The organism is Pyxidicoccus fallax, assembly GCF_012933655.1.
GTDB classification, from domain to species: Bacteria; Myxococcota; Myxococcia; order Myxococcales; family Myxococcaceae; genus Myxococcus; species Myxococcus fallax.
In genome coordinates, this window is record NZ_JABBJJ010000155.1 from 1 (window position 1) to 16720 (window position 16720).

The 16720-nt window shown below is 68.4% G+C and carries 14 protein-coding genes; 6 read left to right on the forward strand and 8 right to left on the reverse strand.

Annotated features, from left to right (window positions below):
• On the reverse strand, nt 1–2906 hold a 2906-nt coding region (locus tag HG543_RS28665), incomplete at its 3' end, for an IPT/TIG domain-containing protein (RefSeq protein WP_211194234.1).
• 406 nt (nt 2907–3312) lie between these two features.
• Here HG543_RS28665 and HG543_RS28670 point away from each other — a divergent pair.
• The gene (locus HG543_RS28670; protein WP_246357371.1) at nt 3313–3645 is read left to right on the forward strand and encodes a hypothetical protein; all 333 of its coding nucleotides are present in this window, start codon (nt 3313–3315) and stop codon (nt 3643–3645) included.
• A gap of 81 nt (nt 3646–3726) precedes the next feature.
• On the opposite strand, the gene HG543_RS28675 is transcribed toward HG543_RS28670, so the two are convergent.
• The 4 genes from HG543_RS28675 to HG543_RS28690 form a co-directional block, all read right to left on the reverse strand.
• On the reverse strand, nt 3727–4443 hold the full coding sequence (locus HG543_RS28675; RefSeq protein ID WP_169348070.1) for a hypothetical protein: 717 nt from the start codon (nt 4441–4443) through the stop codon (nt 3727–3729).
• A 118-nt stretch (nt 4444–4561) separates the two neighbouring features.
• The gene (locus HG543_RS28680; RefSeq protein WP_169348071.1) at nt 4562–5986 is read right to left on the reverse strand and encodes a hypothetical protein; all 1425 of its coding nucleotides are present in this window, start codon (nt 5984–5986) and stop codon (nt 4562–4564) included.
• A gap of 104 nt (nt 5987–6090) precedes the next feature.
• Nucleotides 6091–6687, reverse strand: a complete 597-nt coding sequence (locus HG543_RS28685) for a hypothetical protein (RefSeq protein ID WP_169348072.1) — start codon at nt 6685–6687, stop codon at nt 6091–6093.
• A gap of 137 nt (nt 6688–6824) precedes the next feature.
• A complete protein-coding gene (locus tag HG543_RS28690) occupies nt 6825–7307 on the reverse strand; it encodes a hypothetical protein (RefSeq protein ID WP_169348073.1) in 483 nt (160 codons plus the stop codon).
• 369 nt (nt 7308–7676) lie between these two features.
• On the opposite strand from HG543_RS28690, the gene HG543_RS28695 reads away from it, so the two are divergent.
• The 4 genes from HG543_RS28695 to HG543_RS28710 all read left to right on the forward strand — a co-directional run bounded on the left by HG543_RS28695 (nt 7677) and on the right by HG543_RS28710 (nt 12433).
• A complete protein-coding gene (locus tag HG543_RS28695) occupies nt 7677–8042 on the forward strand; it encodes a hypothetical protein (RefSeq protein ID WP_169348074.1) in 366 nt (121 codons plus the stop codon).
• A 466-nt stretch (nt 8043–8508) separates the two neighbouring features.
• Nucleotides 8509–9939, forward strand: coding sequence for an alpha/beta fold hydrolase (locus tag HG543_RS28700; protein WP_169348075.1), 1431 nt, complete (start codon nt 8509–8511; stop codon nt 9937–9939).
• 149 nt (nt 9940–10088) lie between these two features.
• On the forward strand, nt 10089–10517 hold the full coding sequence (locus tag HG543_RS28705) for a DUF533 domain-containing protein (protein ID WP_169348076.1): 429 nt from the start codon (nt 10089–10091) through the stop codon (nt 10515–10517).
• 311 nt (nt 10518–10828) lie between these two features.
• On the forward strand, nt 10829–12433 hold the full coding sequence (locus HG543_RS28710; RefSeq protein ID WP_169348077.1) for an LVIVD repeat-containing protein: 1605 nt from the start codon (nt 10829–10831) through the stop codon (nt 12431–12433).
• Between the two features lie 55 nt (nt 12434–12488).
• Here HG543_RS28710 and HG543_RS28715 read toward each other — a convergent pair whose 3' ends face one another.
• Both HG543_RS28715 and HG543_RS28720 read right to left on the reverse strand, forming a co-directional pair.
• Complete coding sequence (locus HG543_RS28715; RefSeq protein ID WP_169348078.1) at nt 12489–13688, reverse strand: methyltransferase; 1200 nt, start codon at nt 13686–13688, stop codon at nt 12489–12491.
• 225 nt (nt 13689–13913) lie between these two features.
• Complete coding sequence (locus HG543_RS28720) at nt 13914–14936, reverse strand: helix-hairpin-helix domain-containing protein (protein ID WP_171817824.1); 1023 nt, start codon at nt 14934–14936, stop codon at nt 13914–13916.
• Between the two features lie 331 nt (nt 14937–15267).
• On the opposite strand from HG543_RS28720, the gene HG543_RS28725 reads away from it, so the two are divergent.
• Nucleotides 15268–15558: a hypothetical protein gene (locus HG543_RS28725; RefSeq protein ID WP_169348080.1), complete on the forward strand. Its 291-nt coding sequence runs from the start codon at nt 15268–15270 to the stop codon at nt 15556–15558.
• 187 nt (nt 15559–15745) lie between these two features.
• Here the strand turns inward: HG543_RS28725 and HG543_RS28730 are convergent, their stop codons facing one another.
• The gene (locus tag HG543_RS28730; RefSeq protein WP_169348081.1) at nt 15746–16687 is read right to left on the reverse strand and encodes a LysR family transcriptional regulator; all 942 of its coding nucleotides are present in this window, start codon (nt 16685–16687) and stop codon (nt 15746–15748) included.
• Nucleotides 16688–16720 lie beyond the last annotated feature (33 nt).

The window sequence follows — 16720 nt, forward strand, 5'->3', positions numbered from 1 at the left end:
GGCACGCCCACCCAATACGTCCCGGTGAGGTGCGTACCGGTAATCGTCACCTGGGTGCCCGGTGGGCCGCTCGTGGGCGAGATGCGGGAGATGACCGGTGCCGGCAACACCGTGAAGGAGCGGCTCGACGTGGCGGTGCCCAGGGCATTCCGCACCGAGATGGGACCCGAAGTCGCTCCCTCGGGCACCGTGAGAGAGAGGAACGCGTCGGTGCTCACCCAGAACCGGGCCGGAGTGCCATTGAGGCGCACCTGGGTGGTCCCGGTGAAGCAGCCCCCCCGCACCGTGACGCTCGTGCCACCCGGCCCGCCGGAGTCCGGAGTGAACTCGGTGATGAAGGGCGCACAGCCGCTCACCACGGAGAAGTCCACGGACACCAGGGAGGTGCCCCCCGGGCCGGAGACCGTTACGGGCCCGGAGACCGCTCCGCTCGGCACCTCGGCGGTCAGCTGGGTGTCGCTCAGCACCTCGAACCGGGAGGCGGGCGCGACTCCGAAGCGCACGGAGGTGGTGCCGGTGAAGCCCGTGCCGGTGAGCGTCACCGGCGTCCCGGCCGCGCCACGCGTCGGGGAGAGGCCCGTCACCGTCGGCGCGGGGAGGACCGTGAAGGAGGTGCTGGACGTGGCGCTGCCCAGGGCGTTGGTGACCTGGAGGGGCCCACTCGTGGCGCCGGGCGGCACCTGGACGGTCATCACGCCATCGCTGGAGGGAGCGACGTACCTCGCCGGAATGCCGTTGAAGGTCACCCGCGTGGTGCCGGTGAACCCCGAGCCGTAGAGGGTGACGAGCGTGTCGACGCCGCCCGCCGAGGGGCTGATTCTCGTCAGCGTGGGCGCGCTCTGGGCCTCCACGAAGAACTCGTCAGGGGAGTAGCTGACGGAACCGGAGCTGAGCGTGATGCGCCCGGTGCTCGCCCCACGAGGGACGATGGCCCTCAGCTCGGTGTCGCTGACCACCATGAAGGTCGCCTCCACGTACGGCTCGAACCTCACCCGGCGGACCTGGGTGAACCCGGTGCCGGTGAGCGTCACCGTCGTGCCGGAGGTGCCGCGCAAGGGCGCGAAGCCGGTGACGACCGGCGCCGAGAGCACCGTGAAGGGCGTGCTCGAGGTGACCGCCCCCGCGCTGCTCACGACGCGGAGGGGGCCTGTGCTGGCACCGGCCGGCACGGGCACCGTCAGCCGCCCATCGCTCGTGAAGGAGATGGACGACGCCGGCACTCCGTTGAACTCCACCCGGCTCACCCCGGTGAAGTACGTGCCATCCAGGGTCACCTGGGTGCCGACGTCCCCGCGCGTCGGGGTGAAACGGGTGAGCGTGGGGACGGCGCTGCCGAGTACCGTGAAGCGCTCCGTGGAGGTGAGCCACTGCCCCCCCACGTACACCTCCACCGGCCCCGACCCGGCTCCTGGCGGAACGATGGCGGTCAACTGCGTGGCCGTCACCCCGATGACGTCCGCGTACTCGTCCCCGACCTGCACGGACGGAGAGCCCGCGAAGCTGCTGCCGGTGATGGTCAACACGGTTCCCACCGCGCCGCTCGTGGGGCTGAACCCGGTGAGCGTGGGCGCCGCCAGGACGGTGAACGGAGTGGACGAGACCATTTGCCCCCTCGTGTTCACCACGCGGATGGGCCCGCTGGTGGCACCGCTCGGAACGTCGACTTCGAGGCGCGTGTCGCCACTGATGGAGAAGTCCGTCGCGGGAGTGCCGTTGAAGCTGATCTCCGTGGTTCCGGTGAAGTTCGCGCCGTCCAGGGTGACGCGGGTGTCGACCCAGCCGGCACTCGGAGAGAAGCCGCGCAGGGAAGGGACGGCGCCGCTCTCCACGGAGAAGCGGGCGTCGGAGGTCGCCTGTCCGCCCGGGGCGTTGACCTGGAAGGTTCCGCTCAGGGTCCCGGTCGGAAGGGTGACGATGAGCTGGGTGTCGCTCCTGGAGTTGACCGCCAGGGAGGTGCCCTCCAGACGGACGCTCGTGGCGCCGGTGAAGCCGCTGCCGCTCAGGGTGACAACCGTACCGGCGGGGCCGGACGTGGGACTGAAGCCGGTGATGCGAGGTGCGGGCGGGAGGGTGAAGTCGGACGACGAGACCCCCATGCCCTGCGAGTTGTACACGCGGAGACGACCGGTGGACGCATCCGTGGGGACGTAGACGTAGAGGCTGGTGTCGCTCTCCACGTAGACCCAGGAGACCTCGGCCCCGTTGAAGCTCACGGAGGTGGCCCCCGTGAAGCCCGTCCCCGTGAGGGTGACGCGCGTCCCCGCGCCGCCGGAGGTCGGGCTGAAGGAGGTGACGGTGGGCACGGCACTGCTGAGCACGGTGAAGCCCCCGAGGAAGGAGCTCCCGCCCGGCGTGTCCACCTCCACATTCCCGGTCGTCGCGCCCGGTGGAACCGTGGCGGTGATGCGGGTGCTATCGACCACGGTGAAGGAGGTGGCCTTCGCCCCGTCGAAGGTGACCTCCGTCGCGCCCGTCAGGTTGAGGCCGGAGAGGGTGACCGTGGTGCCGGCGGTGCCATACTGCGGCGAGAAACCCGTGAGCACCGGCTCGGGATGCACCGTGAAGGAGCTCGACGAGCTCACCGAGCCCGAGTCCGTGACGACGGTGATGGGTCCGGAGGTGGCCCCATAGGGCACTTCCGCCAACACCCGCGTGTCGCTGGAGACGGTGAACTCGGCGGCCACACCGTTGAAGCGCACCACCCGCGTCCCGGAGAGACCGGTCCCGGTCAGGGTGATGTCGTTCCACGAGACCCGACCACTCGTCGGGCTGAAGCTCGTGAGGGTCGGAGCGGCCAGCGCCTGACGCGCCCCTCCCCGAGGCGCGTCCGAGACGGAACGCGACTCCCCACATCCGCCCGATACCAGCGCCGTGAGCGCCAGGATGAATCCCCAGAACCGTGACATGGCGTGCTCCTTCGTGAGGGGCGCGCATCCTCGCGGGTTCCGAGGAGAAAGGTCCAGGGCAATGGTAGGCCCAGGGCTCCGCGGGATGACCCGGGCGGCGAGGCGCCCGGCTGTCGCGGAGCGCAGACTCGGTGGTACGTCAGCACCTGCGGCCGGTGGATGAGCGCCTCTACCTCTACGTGGATGCCCACGGAGGCGAGCTCGTGGACCGCCCCTCACCGGCACGCCGCAGGAAGTCACCCGGTGTGCTCCCGATGAGCTGCCGGAAGTCGGCAATCAGGTGCGCCTGGTCGTAGTAGCCCGCGTCCGTGGCAATGCGGCCCCAGTCCTTGGAGCCCGTGGCGACGCCCTCAGCCAGGGCATCGCCGAGCGCTACCCGTTCTTCTCCACGATCGACTTCTCGACCATGAGGACGCCCGCGCTCGTGGTGGCGGGCGACAAGGATGCGTCGGCCCACCTCACGACCGCGGGCCCCGCCTGGCACGCCGATCCGTACCACCTCGCGCCGGGCCCCAAGTCCCTCCTCACCCTCTTCGACGGAGAGCACGGCCTTGGCGGTGTCTCGGGCTACGACGTTGCCGAGACCACCGACGAGAACCCCGAGCGGGTCGCCACGGTGCAGCTGCTGACGTGGGCCTATCTCCGCAGCCAGCTCTACACCGGGGACTCCGCGTGGCAGGAGGCGCGGAAGGCCCTGGCGGATGCCGCCAGTCCGCGCGGTCGAACCGAATCCAAGTAGGCGGTGACCTCTGTCGAAGCCCCTCCCCGGCCCGGGCGCCCCCAAGCGGGAGCGGAGGAGTCGAGCATGAGCATGGCGCCCCTACTTCGTCTTTCGTGAGGTCAGCCGGGCGGGAAAGCGCTCCTCGACGCCGGGTAGGAACAGGGGCCGACCCTCGCGGGCGGCCTGGATGGCCAGGCGGAAGTCGAGGTCGCGATAGCGGTCGAGCACCGTCGGGTCGAAGAAGTCTGTTCCGTTCCCCTCCCCTTCGTTCTCGATGTCCGGCTCCAGCGTCTCCCAGCCTCCGCGCGCCGCGTAGAGCAGCGAACGCACCCCTCCGTCCGCGTAGATGAAGGCGTGCGTGTCGAGGAAGCTCGCCCTCGCCCGGAGCTCGCCCGTGGCGCTGAGAACGGCGTTGTGGTCTCCGTACTGGCCGAAGAGCCAGTCGTCCACGAAGACCGAGCCTTCGACGAAGACCCGCGCCCCGTTGCCGAACGAGAGCGTCCGCACCTGGAGGTCTCCCCGGACAATGACGAGCCCGGGAAGATACTCGTAGGTCCACAGGTCGAGATGGCCGGACGTCTTGAGGGGACCGTCGACCAGGACGACATAGGGGCCTTTGCCCGTGTCGATGTCTCCGGAGCCGTCGACGCCCCCGTCGATGATGCGAAGCGTGCCGTGAGGCAGGCCGTCGGGACGGCGCTCGAGGTCCCAGAGCTCCGCCTCCCGCGGGTGAAGGTGGAGGCGCGAGTGGAGCTCCGCGAACGTTGTCTCCCGGCCAAGGTCTTCGAGTCGCGTGGTGGGCATGAAGTGCATCATGCCTCGGGTCTCGCCGAGCCCCCCGGTCGATTGGCGTGGATGGCGAGGCTCGTGCCCAGGCGGGTCGCCGCGTCGGCTCCACGGCTGGGGCCCATCGAGCCGCGGAGCACCGCCCGGGCTACTTCGCGAGCCACTTCGCGAAGCGCTTGTCCAGCAGCGGCGCCGCCTTGTCGACGGCATCCCAGGTGTCGTCATTGAGCTTCGGCTCGTCGTGGCCGTACGGGCCCTTGCGCTTTCCGAAGGTCTTCGTGAGGTCCGCCGTGATCCACAGCCCGTCCATGTTGTGGAACCAGCGCCACGCCTGCTCGCGGAGCCCCGGCGCATCGCGGAGGTAGTCGTCCCAGAGGCCGCGCGGCATCGCCTGCTTCACCAGCTCCGACCCCTGGGCCTTGCGCTTCTCGATGGCCGCGAGCAGCTCACGGTGCGCCGGGAACCGCGAGGCATCGAGCAGGCCCCGTGTCGCGGCATAGCCGACGAAGAGCCCGGTCGTGACGTCCGGATACCGCTTGAGCGCCCCCGCGCCCCTGACGCGGAGGGTGACGGTGACGGTGTCTTCGAACGAGATTTCGAGCTCCACCTGCCCCGAGGTGTCGAGCGCGTAGACCCAGTAGGCGACGGTGAGCTCATCCTCGCCCGAGAACCCGGCCCAGCGGTCGGTGGGCGGCCCGAGCAGCTTCGTGATTTCGGCCTCCGAGGTCGCCTTCCACGGCACGCCCAGCACGTTCTCCCCGATGCGGGACCTCACCCACGCGGTGGAGACGTAGGGGATGAATGTCTTCGCGGTCTTCGGGACCGGCGGAAAGGCCTCGTTCAGGATGTCGTGCGAGAAGACGAGCTCGACGCCGTGCTTCGGCGCCTCGACGTTCATCGAGTCGTTGTTCTCACTCGTCGACAGCGGCACCTTCTTTCCGAGCACCCCGGTCACATACTCGATGACCTCGGGGGCGTCCGCGCGCCGTCCGAGGACGGACGCCAGGCGCTGCGTCTTCGGGCCCAGCTTCTTCATCACCGGGGTCGGCGAGAACGGACGTACGGGCTCCACCCGCGCTGCCGCCGGGGCGCTGGCGCCGTCATCGAGCCAGGCCGCGAAGTCGAAGTCCTTCGCCTTGGGAGCCTTGACCTTCTTCGCCTTCAGCCACGCGGCCAGCGCCTCGCGCCCGGACGCCCCCTCCTCGTCGTCGAGCTCGTGAATGTCGGTCTCGCCCTGGGACCACAGCAGGAGGAACTCCTCCAGGCTGTTCGCGAGGGTCCGCGCTTCGCCCTCCGAGCCGAGCAGTGCCACCGCGGGCGGCGTCCTGGCTCCGGTGTTCACGAGCACCAGCAGCGAGCCATCCGGGAGGTCCAGGAAGGAGAAGGCTTCGCGGCGGAGCCGGTCCGCCTTCTCCGGGTTCCACTCCTTCGGAATGGGCTCGGCCGAGAGCGCATCGAACCAGCCCAGGGTTCCATGGGCCTGCTTGCCAATCCACGCGCCGGCCTCCGCGAGCAGCGGCGGAACCTCGTGACCTTTTGGAGCCTTGGAGAGCTTGACCGTGTATTTCGCCATGCACGGCAGCTTCGGCCGCCGTCTCTGCCAAGTCGAGACCCAATACATTCTCCAGGCCACTCAGTCCGTCAGGAGCACCAGGAGCCGGGGCCCGTGCTCACGCGTCAGGGGAGGCCGAAGGAGGTGACGTAGGAGGGGTCCCCGAAATTGCAGCCCCCGCTTGCCGTCACCTGCGTGTACGAACCGGTGGTGATGAAGTCCGGCTTGCCAGGACGCCGCACGCGGACGGTGTAGCTCACCGGGTTCGTTGGACTTGGCGCGGGGTCGAAGCCGACGGCGGTCAGGCAGACACGGTAGGTGTTCACGGGGGGAATTGTGCCAACCGCCCAGAAGATGTTCTCGGGCCCGGTGCCCGTCTGGTCGTCCACATCCAGCTCGCCGAACTCGGTGTCCGCGTCGGGTCCTCGATTCGCGTAGTGGATGAGCCGCCCCCCTGGCGTCAGGACATAGAGGTCCGCGTCTCCCGGCCGGCTCCAGGTCGCGGTGATTTGGAGCAACCCGGTGCCCACGCACACGCCCCCTTCGCAGGCCTCCCCCTGCCCGCAGACATTCCCACACAAGTCGACGCCGTCCAGGCCCAGGGGTGTTGCGCGTCTCGCCGCGCCCTCGTCTGGAGCCCCTCCACCGCAGGCTCCCATCAGGACCAGTCCCAGCATCGCGCCCAACACCCACTGCGGCCTTCCGTCTCGGCGCTTCGTCACATCGCACCCCTTGCATCCCCCGGGATTGGGGACGGCCATGCTGCCCGCCCCGGAGAGAGCCCTCGTCGGCCCGAGGACATGGGAATGTCATCTGGCCAACACTCGCCACACGCCAGGTCCTGGGTGGCTACATGCACTCAGGGCTCGGGGAAGCCGCCGCGCACCCACGCGTTGGCGACGTCTCTGTTGAACTTGAAGTTCATGGGCACGCGATGCTTCGCGACGGTCGCGCCCGCGTCGTCGATGGCCGAGAGCAGCGCGTGGGGCTCATACTCATCGGCCACGAGCTCGAGCCGAACCTCGTACCAGCGGCCCTCCCAGGCGATGGAGAGCTTCCGGGTCATGGCCTGGTCGCGCTGTCGCGCGGAGCGGTCGAGGACCTCCGAGGCCGTTTTCACGAAGGTCGCGAACGCCGGCGCATCGAAGGGCTTGGGGTTCTTCTTGTCGCGGCCCATCACCCACGGACTGATGAGGACGGGCTCGGCGATTCCCTGCTTGCGGATCTCCACGGCCCAGCCGTCGTCCTCCTCATTCTTGATGACCCTGGCCGTCCAGCCGTTCTTCCGCCAGAACGTGGGCTCCATGACTTCGGGCTCGGCAGGCGTGCGCTCGTCGCTCATGGCCGTTCCTCATACCCTCTGACGGCCATTTGCCAGAGAAGTACCTGTCACCTACGCCACGGAAGTCCACCCTCGCTCGGCCTCCTCGCGGCCGAGCGCTCCTCGCCGCGCTGGGCGCGGGCGCCGCGGCACGCAAGGGCGTCATTCCGCCCGGAACGCCCCAGAGGCTGGCCACGGGGACACAGCTGCCATGTTCACATTCCCGCGCGCCCGGAGGCGATGTGAGGATTCACCGCTTCTCTCAGATTTCCGAGTGGGGTGCCGGCTTCCTCCCGCTCCAAGTGTGCGGATTCTGGGGACGCGGTTCCTGGTCCGTGCCTTGCTTCGTGTAGCCAGGTCGCTGTTGTCACTCTCACGGAGGAGCACGGAATGCGCGCGTCGCTGATGCTGGGAGCTTGCCTCGCACTGCTGGGCCTGGCCGCCTGTGGTTCTGACAAGGACGAGGAGGGGCTGCGGACGGGGCGGCTGACGCTGCGGGAGGGGCGGTCGCTCGGCGCTGCGCCGGCGTGCGGCGTGGACCTGCCCCAGTGCGCGGAGGGCCTCAGCTGCTTCTCCTTCAAGCTGGATGGGACGCACCAGGCGCGCTGTGCGGATGAATCCACCGTGTGCCAGGAGCTGCTCTCCTGTACCGGCGGCACCGAGTGCGCCGTCCTCCTGTCCTATCCCGCGCAGGTGACGTGCTCCGGGACGTGCACCGGCCCCGACTGCGACGGCTCCGTGTCCCACTCCCCCTGAGGGAAGGGGCCGTCGCAACCCGGGCTTCCGTCCGGGCCATGGGCTCGAGACGCCGACGCTCTCGGAACTCGCGATGGCGGCGGGCCTGAGCCGGTACCAATTGCTACGGCGCTTCCAGAATCACATGGCGAAGGTCACGTGCTCATCATCATCAATTGGCCATGCAGGGGTCCAGGCGACTTCCCATACATGCCCATCAGGGTCAGTCCTTTTCAGGCAGATCCTCGAATACCCCGGTGACTTCGGATCGGCCATGTCCGCAATGAATTGAAAGCAGACCTGATCAGCGGAGAGCTCGACCTCTACATCGGGATTTCAGCCACGATGCCGGAGGCGCTCGAGAGCCGCTGCCTGATCACCGACGCGTTCTGCTTCGCTCAGCGCCAGGAAGGTGAGCGGAGCAGCCCATTGAATTGCGCTCGTGGGTCCTCTCTGCGAAGTTCCCGGGCTCTCTCGGAGCGCGAACATGAAACATCCTACTGTCGCAGCCGCGGTCGCCGTCTGGGGCTCACTCGTTCTGGGAAGCCCTTCGTTCGCGTCTGATCAGGCCACGGCGGCCCGTGCCGATGAGTTCGTCGGTTGCCCGGACGCGAAGGAGGGTACCGCCCTCGCTGGCTCCCTTTGCGCTCGTTTCAGTGCGCCGTTGGATTACGCGGACCCGAGCCGTGAGCGGATCGAGCTTTTCGTCCGCAAGTTCCCGGCTCCAGGGCGATCGGCCGGGCAGGTCTGGCTCGTGGCGGGTGGGCCGGGCGAGTCAGGGGCCTCGTTCTACCCGCTGCTGAAGACCCTGCGGGCCTCCTTCCCGGGATATGACCTGCTGATCCCCGATCATCGCGGGACGGGTTTCTCGAGTCGGCTCTGCCAGAAGGAGGAGGCCGCCGACAGTGAGGGTGGCGCCGCGCTCGAAGGCGCCGAGTGGGCGACATGTTTCGAGGCGCTGGAGTCCGATTCCAAGCGCACTCGTGCCTTCACCATCACCCACTCCGCCCACGATTTGCGCGCGCTGATGGAGCGCTACTCCGCCGGCCGACAAACGTGGCTCTATGGGGTCTCCTACGGCACGCAACTGGTGTTGCGCATGATGACGGTCGCCCCGCCGCGGCGCCTCGATGGGATCGTGCTCGATTCCCTCGTTCCTCCGGAAACGACCGAGCAATGGGACCTCAGTCATCGCTCGGCCGTCGTCGACGAGGTGGGTCGCGCGGTTCTCGCGCATTGCGACGCGGACCCGGGCTGCCGTGCTCGTCTCGGGGGCTCGGCGGTCACCGCCATGCAGGAGCTCGTCGACGATCCCAAGTTGTCCGCTGCCGTCCCCGGGGGGCGTCCGAAGCTCTTCTTTGGAGCGCTGCTGGATGGCCCGGAGCTGCGGGCGCGGATTCCCCTCGTCCTCGCGGGCCTCAGGGGCGGCGACCTCGAGCCGTTGCGGCAGGTCCAGCAGGACCTGGAAGCACTGGGCGCCCAGTTCGACGGTTTCCCGCAGTCGTCGCTTTCCATCCCGCTCGTCAGCGTGATCAGCGCATCCGAGAACAACGCCCGGCCGAGCCTCACCCAGGCCCAGGTGGAAGCCGAAGCCGCCCGGTTCCTGTTCGTCAGCAGCCTGCCGGGCCAGCTCGTCGGTCGAACGTCACTGGCCTATCCGCGTGACGAATGGTTCGGTCGGTCTCCCGCCGCTCTTCCACCGGTTCTGGTTCTCCAGGGCGACATGGACCCCAAGACGCCCCTTGCTGGCGCCCAGGCCCATATCCGTCTCCTGCCCAAGGCCGCTGGTGTCAACCTGTTCACCGTCAAGGGTGGGCCGCACTTCCTGCTCTTCACGGCGCCAGCTTGCTTCAAAGCCGCGGTGAGCACCTTCGTCCAGAAGCGGCGAGCGCCTCGTGCGGCCTGCTCGATTCAATGAGTCCTGTGACACCTTCCCCACGGGCAGGTGTCAGACGATGAGGAACCCAAGAATTCTCGAGAGGGGCGTCCGTGCCCGGGCGAAAACCGTTTTCGGTCCGCGAGGGCGCTGTTTATCCTGAGTCACCAAATCGCCCCCCAGGAGACGACATGACGCGCGAGTACCCCCGAGAGCAGTTACTGGCGTTCGCCCAGGCCATGGCCAACGTGGCGGCGAGCGATGGCCGCGTCACCGAGGATGAGCGTCAGCAGCTCGATGACGTGCTGGGGGGCATCGGCCTGTCGCCCCGCGACGCGCAGGTCGCCGCGCTCATCGAGAGTGAGTTCCAGAAGCCCAGCCGCCTCACCGACATCGTCAGCAAGATTGAAATCCGCGAGCTGCGCGTCTCCCTGCTGCGCATGCTCGTCGAAGTGGCGTGCGCCGACGGTGACATCGCGAACGAGGAACGCGCGTCGGTGAAGGAAGCCGCCAGCGCCTTCGGGTTCGACGTTTCGGTCGCCGACGAGCTCATCGACTGGACGGTCGCCTCGATCAAACTCGAGCAGCGCGAGCGCGATATCATGGCGAAGCTGCTCTAGCTCGCCTCCTTGACCTGCGCGTGGACGTGCCCACGAAGTCGCTCAGCGCAACGGCACGTCCTTCGGCCTGAAGAGCATCCAGGACTCAGCAGATGGCAGAGCCGGTGTAACCGGCCCTGTTGTGCGAGGAGTTCCGTTCCGCCCCTACGTCCCCCGCGAGGGCCGGGTCTGACCACCCGCTCGCGGATTTTCTGCATCGTTCTCCACCCGGTCGGCTCATCCCATTCGAGGGGAAGATTTGCTCCACCTCATGAAGGGCTGCGCTGTGCTCCCTCGCGCCGTGCAGAGGTATTCCCGGACAGGAGGAACGTATGCGGACGTGGTTGCGTGGTGCGGTTGCGTCGCTGCTGGCGGTCGGGACGTCGCTGACGGGGTGTGCTTCCGAGACGGTGGAGGAGGCTCCACGGGCTCCCATTCCCGAGCAGGAGATCAAGAGGGAGGACAGGGGCGATTGGGAGCCGGAGCGACTCGCCGAGTGCCGGCTCATCACCGACGGCGGTTCCACCGCCGAGTGCGGCTCGCTGGAGTCCTTCGACCTGTCCGCCTGTGACGCGGAGAGCCTGGAGGCCCTGGACGCCCAGGGTTCCTTCACCCTGCATCTCGTGGACGACAAAATCCTCGAGAACGACAACCTCCAGGCCATCGGCGGCCTCAAGTTCCTGCCCGACGGGCGCGTCCTCGCCAACGGCTCCCCGATGATGGAGACCCGGGTGGACTCGCGGACGTTCTTCCTCTCCGGCCACGGCACGCTCCCGGACGGCCGCGTGTTCCGCGACTCGCTCGTGGGCTGCAAGGCCCGGGGCCCCCACCGGGTGACGGGCTGCTTCGTGTCCTGCCTCGAGGGCGAGTCTCCCCTGCAGGCCACCTTCGAGGCGGAGAAGGTGGTGCGCCGCCCGGGAGAGGTCGAGTCCTCCGGCCTGACGCTCACCGGCGAGGCCGCCGTGCCGCGGGGTGAGGCCGTGGACGTCTATGTCACCCACGGTCATGCGTACGTCGTGGCCCTCCGCAAGACGTTCGCGGGCCCCGGCGGTCTTTTCGTCTATGACCTGAGCGACCGCGCCTCACCCCGGCTCGTGAAGTCCATCACCTTCCCAGGCGACAGCTACTGGAACGGCGTGTGGGCCAAGGATGACGCCCTCTACGTCGCCAGCGGAGACACGGGCGTCCTCGTCTTCGACATCTCCAACCCGGCCGACCCGCTGTTCCTCCGCTCCCTGCCCGGAGATGGCCCCCGGGACGTGCACACCCTCTATGCCGATGGCAACCGGCTCTACGCCATGAGCATCTGGCCCAGCGAGGTGACGCTCATCTTCGACGTGACGGACGCGAAGCAGCCCGTGCTGCTCGGCCGCTACCAGGACCCCAGTGTCCGTCCTGGCGTCATCTCCTTCCCGCATGACGCCATGGCCCACGGAGACCGGCTGTACGTCAGCCACTTGCGCGGCGGCCTGCTCATCCTCGACGTGAGCGACCCGCTCAACGTGGTGAAGCTGGGCCAGTACTCCTACCCGCGAAGCACCACCCACACCAGCCGCGTGGGCCGCTTCGGCGACCGCGTCATCGCCTTCGAGGGCGGTGAGGATTGGGGCGCTCATCTGCGCGTGCTCGACATCACCGACCCGGCCCACATCCGGCTCATCGGCGAGTACCGTCTCAGCCCGGGCATCTCCATCCACAACATGGAGCTGAAGGGGGACCGGCTCTTTGTGGCCCACTACCAGCACGGCGTGCGCGTGCTGGACGTATCCCGGCCCGAGCACCCGAGGGAAATCGGCTACTACAACACCTGGCGGGAGGCGGACCCGTACCGGGGTTACAGCTTCTTTGACGGGGCCATCGGCATCCGCCTGCCCGGTGACGGCTACCTCTACGCCGTCGACACGTCCCGGGGCCTGCTCATCTTCCCCGAGCCGTAGCCTCTCCGGCGTATCCCTCCGTTCGTATAGATGAAGGTATGCGTGTCGAACGTGCTCAAGCGCTCCGCGACGCGATGAGCGCGAGGTTGCGCGGAGACAGGCGCGGATCGAAGAGCTGGAGGAGCTCGACCTGAAAGCCCAGTTCCTCCAGGAGGATCGCGCGATCCAGCAGGAGCACGACCTCCAACGCCCTCGCGAAGCGGTCCCTCAGCAGATGGCAGAGCAGAAGCTCCCGCGTCTCGGCGCGAACGGACACCTCGAAGGCATCCAGCTCGGCGTCCGTCATGCCGAGTTCGAGGCCCAGGCGCTCCAGGCGGTCGAGCGCGTAGACGGCGAAGCGTCCGTCATAGAGCGCCCGGGGCGCGTCCCCTGCCCTCACGAAGCCGCGCTCGGGAAAGTGCCGCTTCATCAGGAGATCGAACGCGAAGCGCCACGCGTACACCCGCTTCATCCGCGCGAACTCCACCTCGGTCTTGTGATGCCGTCCCCGCGTCGTCAGCGCCAGGGCATGCGGGGTGAAGGGCAGCGGATGCGCGCCCCCGAAGCGGGAGACGGGGTAATCCCGCGGGACCTCCAGCTTGTCGTAGCAGCAGCCGACGTTCAGGACGAAGCCCGCCCCCTGGCTCTTGCGGATCTGCGTGAGGGCGAGCGGCCCGCAGGTGTGCAGACCGATGGAGGCCCGGTCCCGGCCGGAGAAGAGCGGATCGACCTGCGGTTGGAGTCCGTCCTCGACGGAGGCCTGGATGAAATACAGGGTGTCCCCGCCCGTCAGCCACCGCCGGCCCTTGTCCTGCAGCGCGGCGTCTCGATCGATGCTGTGGAAGGTCCACCCGAATGTCCGCGCACAGAGGCGGGCGAGATGTCCCATGCCGCCGCCGATATCGACCGCTTGGTGGATGAAGCGCGTTCTCGGCGCGAGCAGGGCGAGCACCCGCTCCAGCTCGTGGGTCTTCTTGGCGCTGAGTCCCTGCGTCTCCGCGACCGTCAGCGCGTGAAGGCTCTCGTGCCAGGGCAACGCCGTCAGTTCCTGGAGCGCGCCCAGGAGCGCGCCCAGGGACGGAGGCGGGACGCCCACGAGCTCCCCCTGGTCCAGCCGCCGCTCGCCCGCTTCATCGAGCGACCGGGCATAGGCCAGCCAGTCCTCGGGATAGGCGGCGCCGGACCCGGGCCAGCCCTGGAGGATGGAGCGGGACCAGAGCGGGGACCAGGGCCGGAGTTGGTGCGTGAGCGCCTCGAGTCGCGCCTGGAAGTCCATGTCGGCGCACATCCTATGCGCCGCCGCTCCGCCGCGCTTCGAGCCAGGGTCTGCCCCGCTTCACCCGGCGAATACCGGCAGTTTCATGGAGTGTCCGGGGAGCGTCGTTCGGGGACTTCCAGCATGAATACCGGCCTCCGTCGCAGGCGCCAGGAAGGAACATCCCTGGCGCTGCGCCAATCGACCGTTTTCACGGCAGCGATGTCATTGGAGGCGGGCTGCTCCTCACTCCACCCAGTCCTGCGCGGTGAGCACGCGGTAGCCCGTCTCCGTGTCGATGAAGAAGGTGACGACGGTGCCAGCCCAGGTGGCCTCGGTGTAGTAGCTGATGTAGCAGCCCATGAAGGTGCCGCCGGCGGTCTTCGCCTCGAGCTCCGCCAGGCCGGCGGTGATGACTTCCTGGGAGAGCGGGCCGTTGCGCTCCGCGTACCCGACGGAGCTCTCGACCTGGCTGAGGACCTCGGCGCCCGTGGCCAGCGCCGGACGGGTGTTCCACTCGCCCTCGGGGTAGAGGCTCGGGTCGATGCCGAAGCACATGCCGCTATCGAGGTGGCCGTTGCTGTAGGCGCCTCCCAGGACGGACTCCACGGTGAAGTCCTGGCTCAGCCGGGTGGTCCACATGGACTCGGGCTGCGCGTTGATGGCGGCGATGAGCACCGAGAAGGCGTAGCCCTGGGTGGCCGCGTTGCGCAGGTCCCGCAGGCTCGCCGCGCCGATGCCGCTCGTCGCGGAGATGGCCTGGACCGAGGTGAAGGGACGAAGGTTGATGAGGTTCGTCGCGCCCGTCCACGCGTTGGGCAGGATGGCGTACAGGCTGCTGCCGTCCACCGTGTTCACCAGGGCGACCACCGCCGCGGCATCATCGGCCGAGAGCGCCAGTTCGTCGTAGATGCCCGCGCAGGTGCTGGTGATGTAGCCCAGCTCACGAGCACCCCCTTCAATCTGCGTCAGGCGCGTCGCACCGACGCCGCTGACCGCGGCCACCTCGGCCAGCGTGGTGAAGGGCGCCGTCGCGCGGTGGCCCACGAGGTTGCTGGCGACATTGCTGGGCAGGTACGTGTCCAGCGTCTCGAAGGACGCCGTGTTCAAGAAGGTCAGGATGCCCTGGCACTCGGGCGCCACGTCCACGTCCGTGGTGGTCAGCGGCGCGGACTGGCCCTCCGTGGGCCGGGACGACGGCTCTGACTCGGCGGGCCCACAGCCAACCAACAGGCTCGTGGAGAGAAGGGCGGGAACGAGACGACGCATCGAGAACTCCTTTGTGGACCGCGGGGACCACGCCTCCATACACCAGTCGCGCGACTCGCAGGTCAGCCTCGAAACAGGTGGAGTGATTTGTTTACAGGAAAGTCATTGGACGCAGACACATGCGGCGGACGGTGAGCGGCCAGTCCGCACGTTTTCTGCCAACCCCGGTGAACTGCCTTCTCGTGGGTTGGCGGCGGCCCCGGGGCCCATCCCTGGCGCCTCGGCGTCACCCGTCCTGGGCCGTGAAGTCGGCGTCGATGCCCCAGGCACAGGGGTCGTGTTATTCTTGGTAAGCTGAATAGACCAGGAACACACACACTCAGGAGGACATGTGCGAGCGAACATCATCGGCGGGCTGTTGGCGGCGGTATTCGCAGTGGGTTGTGGTGGCGCGGAGACGGGCGTGGATGCGCCGTCCGACGAGGTCACGTCGAGCGAGAGCAGCGCCCTGGTCGTCACGTGTGGCTACCGGAACTATGACGTGACGTATTACGCCGAGCCCGCGCACCTCACCGTCGTCGGCACCGGCAGCTGCCGGTGCGGGGAGCTGCTCCAGGTGACGGGGAGCACGTCCAGCTACTCCGTGGTCCGCGAGTACCGGCGCTGCACCGTCCTGCCCTGACGGCCCACCTCCGAGCCGCCGTGCCTGCCTGGCACGTGCGGCTCGCCGCAGCTCGTCGAGCAGCACCCGGGCTTTCAAGCGGACTGGGGATTGCCACGGTGAGGCTCCCGGGGCATGAGCCTTCAGGAGGTCCAGCAGCGCCGCGTTGACCTCGGCGGAACGACGCGGAGCAGCGGCTGAACCGGGGCTAGCCTCCCGAGACTCCTTTCGCCCGGGGCATGCGGCCCAGCGCCGGCCGCAGCACCGGTGCATTGCGGGCCAGAAAGTCCCACAGCCGGCTGGCGACCGGCCCGTGCGGCCGGTCGCGCCGGCGCGCCGCCACGAGTTCCTCGGTCACACCGGGAAAGTGTCGTCCGGCGATGGACAGCAGGCGCCCGTCCCGCAACTCGGACTCGATCATGAACCGCGGCAGGTGTCCCCACGCCATGCCGTGCAGGATGAGTTCCTTCTTCATGAGCTGGTCCGGCACGGAACACTGAGGCGCGCCTTCGACCAGGAAATGGCCCTGTTCAGCGGGATGCCTCGCCGAATCCCGAATCACGCACTGGGTGAAGGCTTGCATCTGCCGCGGCGTGATGGCGGTCGTCGGCTGGAAGGGCAGGAAACCCGGCGCCACCACCGGAACCATCGCGACGCGGCCCAGATCGACCCACTCCATCCGGACGTCGCCCTTGGGAACACGGTGCACGATGAGGTCGGTCTCGTCCGCCAGCAGCCGCTCCCAGGGACCGCTCACCGCCTCGAACTGCAGATGCAGCCGCGTCTGCGGACATTGCGCGAAGAAGCGGCTGACCAGCGCCAGCACCGGGGACAGCGGACACAGGTCCCCTAGCACCACGCGCAGCTCGGCCTCCTCGCCCATTGCCAGCTGCCTGGCGTGCGTGTGCAGTTCTTCGGCCTCAAGCAGCAGGGAGCGGACCTTGCGATGGAAGGCCCGGCCCGCCTCGGTGAGGCGCACGCGGTAGCCCGAACGGTCCAGCAGGTTCAGTCCCAGCTGGTGCTCCAGCTTGGCCACCGCCGCGAACACCGAAGGATGCGAGCGGTGCAGACGCTCGCCCGCGGCCTGGAAGCTGCCGCCGCTCACGACGGCGTCGAAGCACTGCAACTCGTGGAGCGTGAAGCCGGACATTGTCGAAGCAACCTACAAGGTTTTTCCAAACTT

What these genes read in the sequence shown, in the direction of transcription:
- HG543_RS28670 (WP_246357371.1), top strand. Translation starts at nt 3,313, where the DNA reads ATGAGGACGCCCGCGCTCGTGGTGGCGGGCGACAAGGATGCGTCGGCC.
- HG543_RS28675 (WP_169348070.1), bottom strand. Translation starts at nt 4,443, where the DNA reads ATGATGCACTTCATGCCCACCACGCGACTCGAAGACCTTGGCCGGGAG.
- HG543_RS28680 (WP_169348071.1), bottom strand. Translation starts at nt 5,986, where the DNA reads ATGGCGAAATACACGGTCAAGCTCTCCAAGGCTCCAAAAGGTCACGAG.
- HG543_RS28690 (WP_169348073.1), bottom strand. Translation starts at nt 7,307, where the DNA reads ATGAGCGACGAGCGCACGCCTGCCGAGCCCGAAGTCATGGAGCCCACG.
- HG543_RS28695 (WP_169348074.1), top strand. Translation starts at nt 7,677, where the DNA reads ATGCGCGCGTCGCTGATGCTGGGAGCTTGCCTCGCACTGCTGGGCCTG.
- HG543_RS28700 (WP_169348075.1), top strand. Translation starts at nt 8,509, where the DNA reads ATGAAACATCCTACTGTCGCAGCCGCGGTCGCCGTCTGGGGCTCACTC.
- HG543_RS28705 (WP_169348076.1), top strand. Translation starts at nt 10,089, where the DNA reads ATGACGCGCGAGTACCCCCGAGAGCAGTTACTGGCGTTCGCCCAGGCC.
- HG543_RS28710 (WP_169348077.1), top strand. Translation starts at nt 10,829, where the DNA reads ATGCGGACGTGGTTGCGTGGTGCGGTTGCGTCGCTGCTGGCGGTCGGG.
- HG543_RS28715 (WP_169348078.1), bottom strand. Translation starts at nt 13,688, where the DNA reads ATGGACTTCCAGGCGCGACTCGAGGCGCTCACGCACCAACTCCGGCCC.
- HG543_RS28720 (WP_171817824.1), bottom strand. Translation starts at nt 14,936, where the DNA reads ATGCGTCGTCTCGTTCCCGCCCTTCTCTCCACGAGCCTGTTGGTTGGC.
- HG543_RS28730 (WP_169348081.1), bottom strand. Translation starts at nt 16,687, where the DNA reads ATGTCCGGCTTCACGCTCCACGAGTTGCAGTGCTTCGACGCCGTCGTG.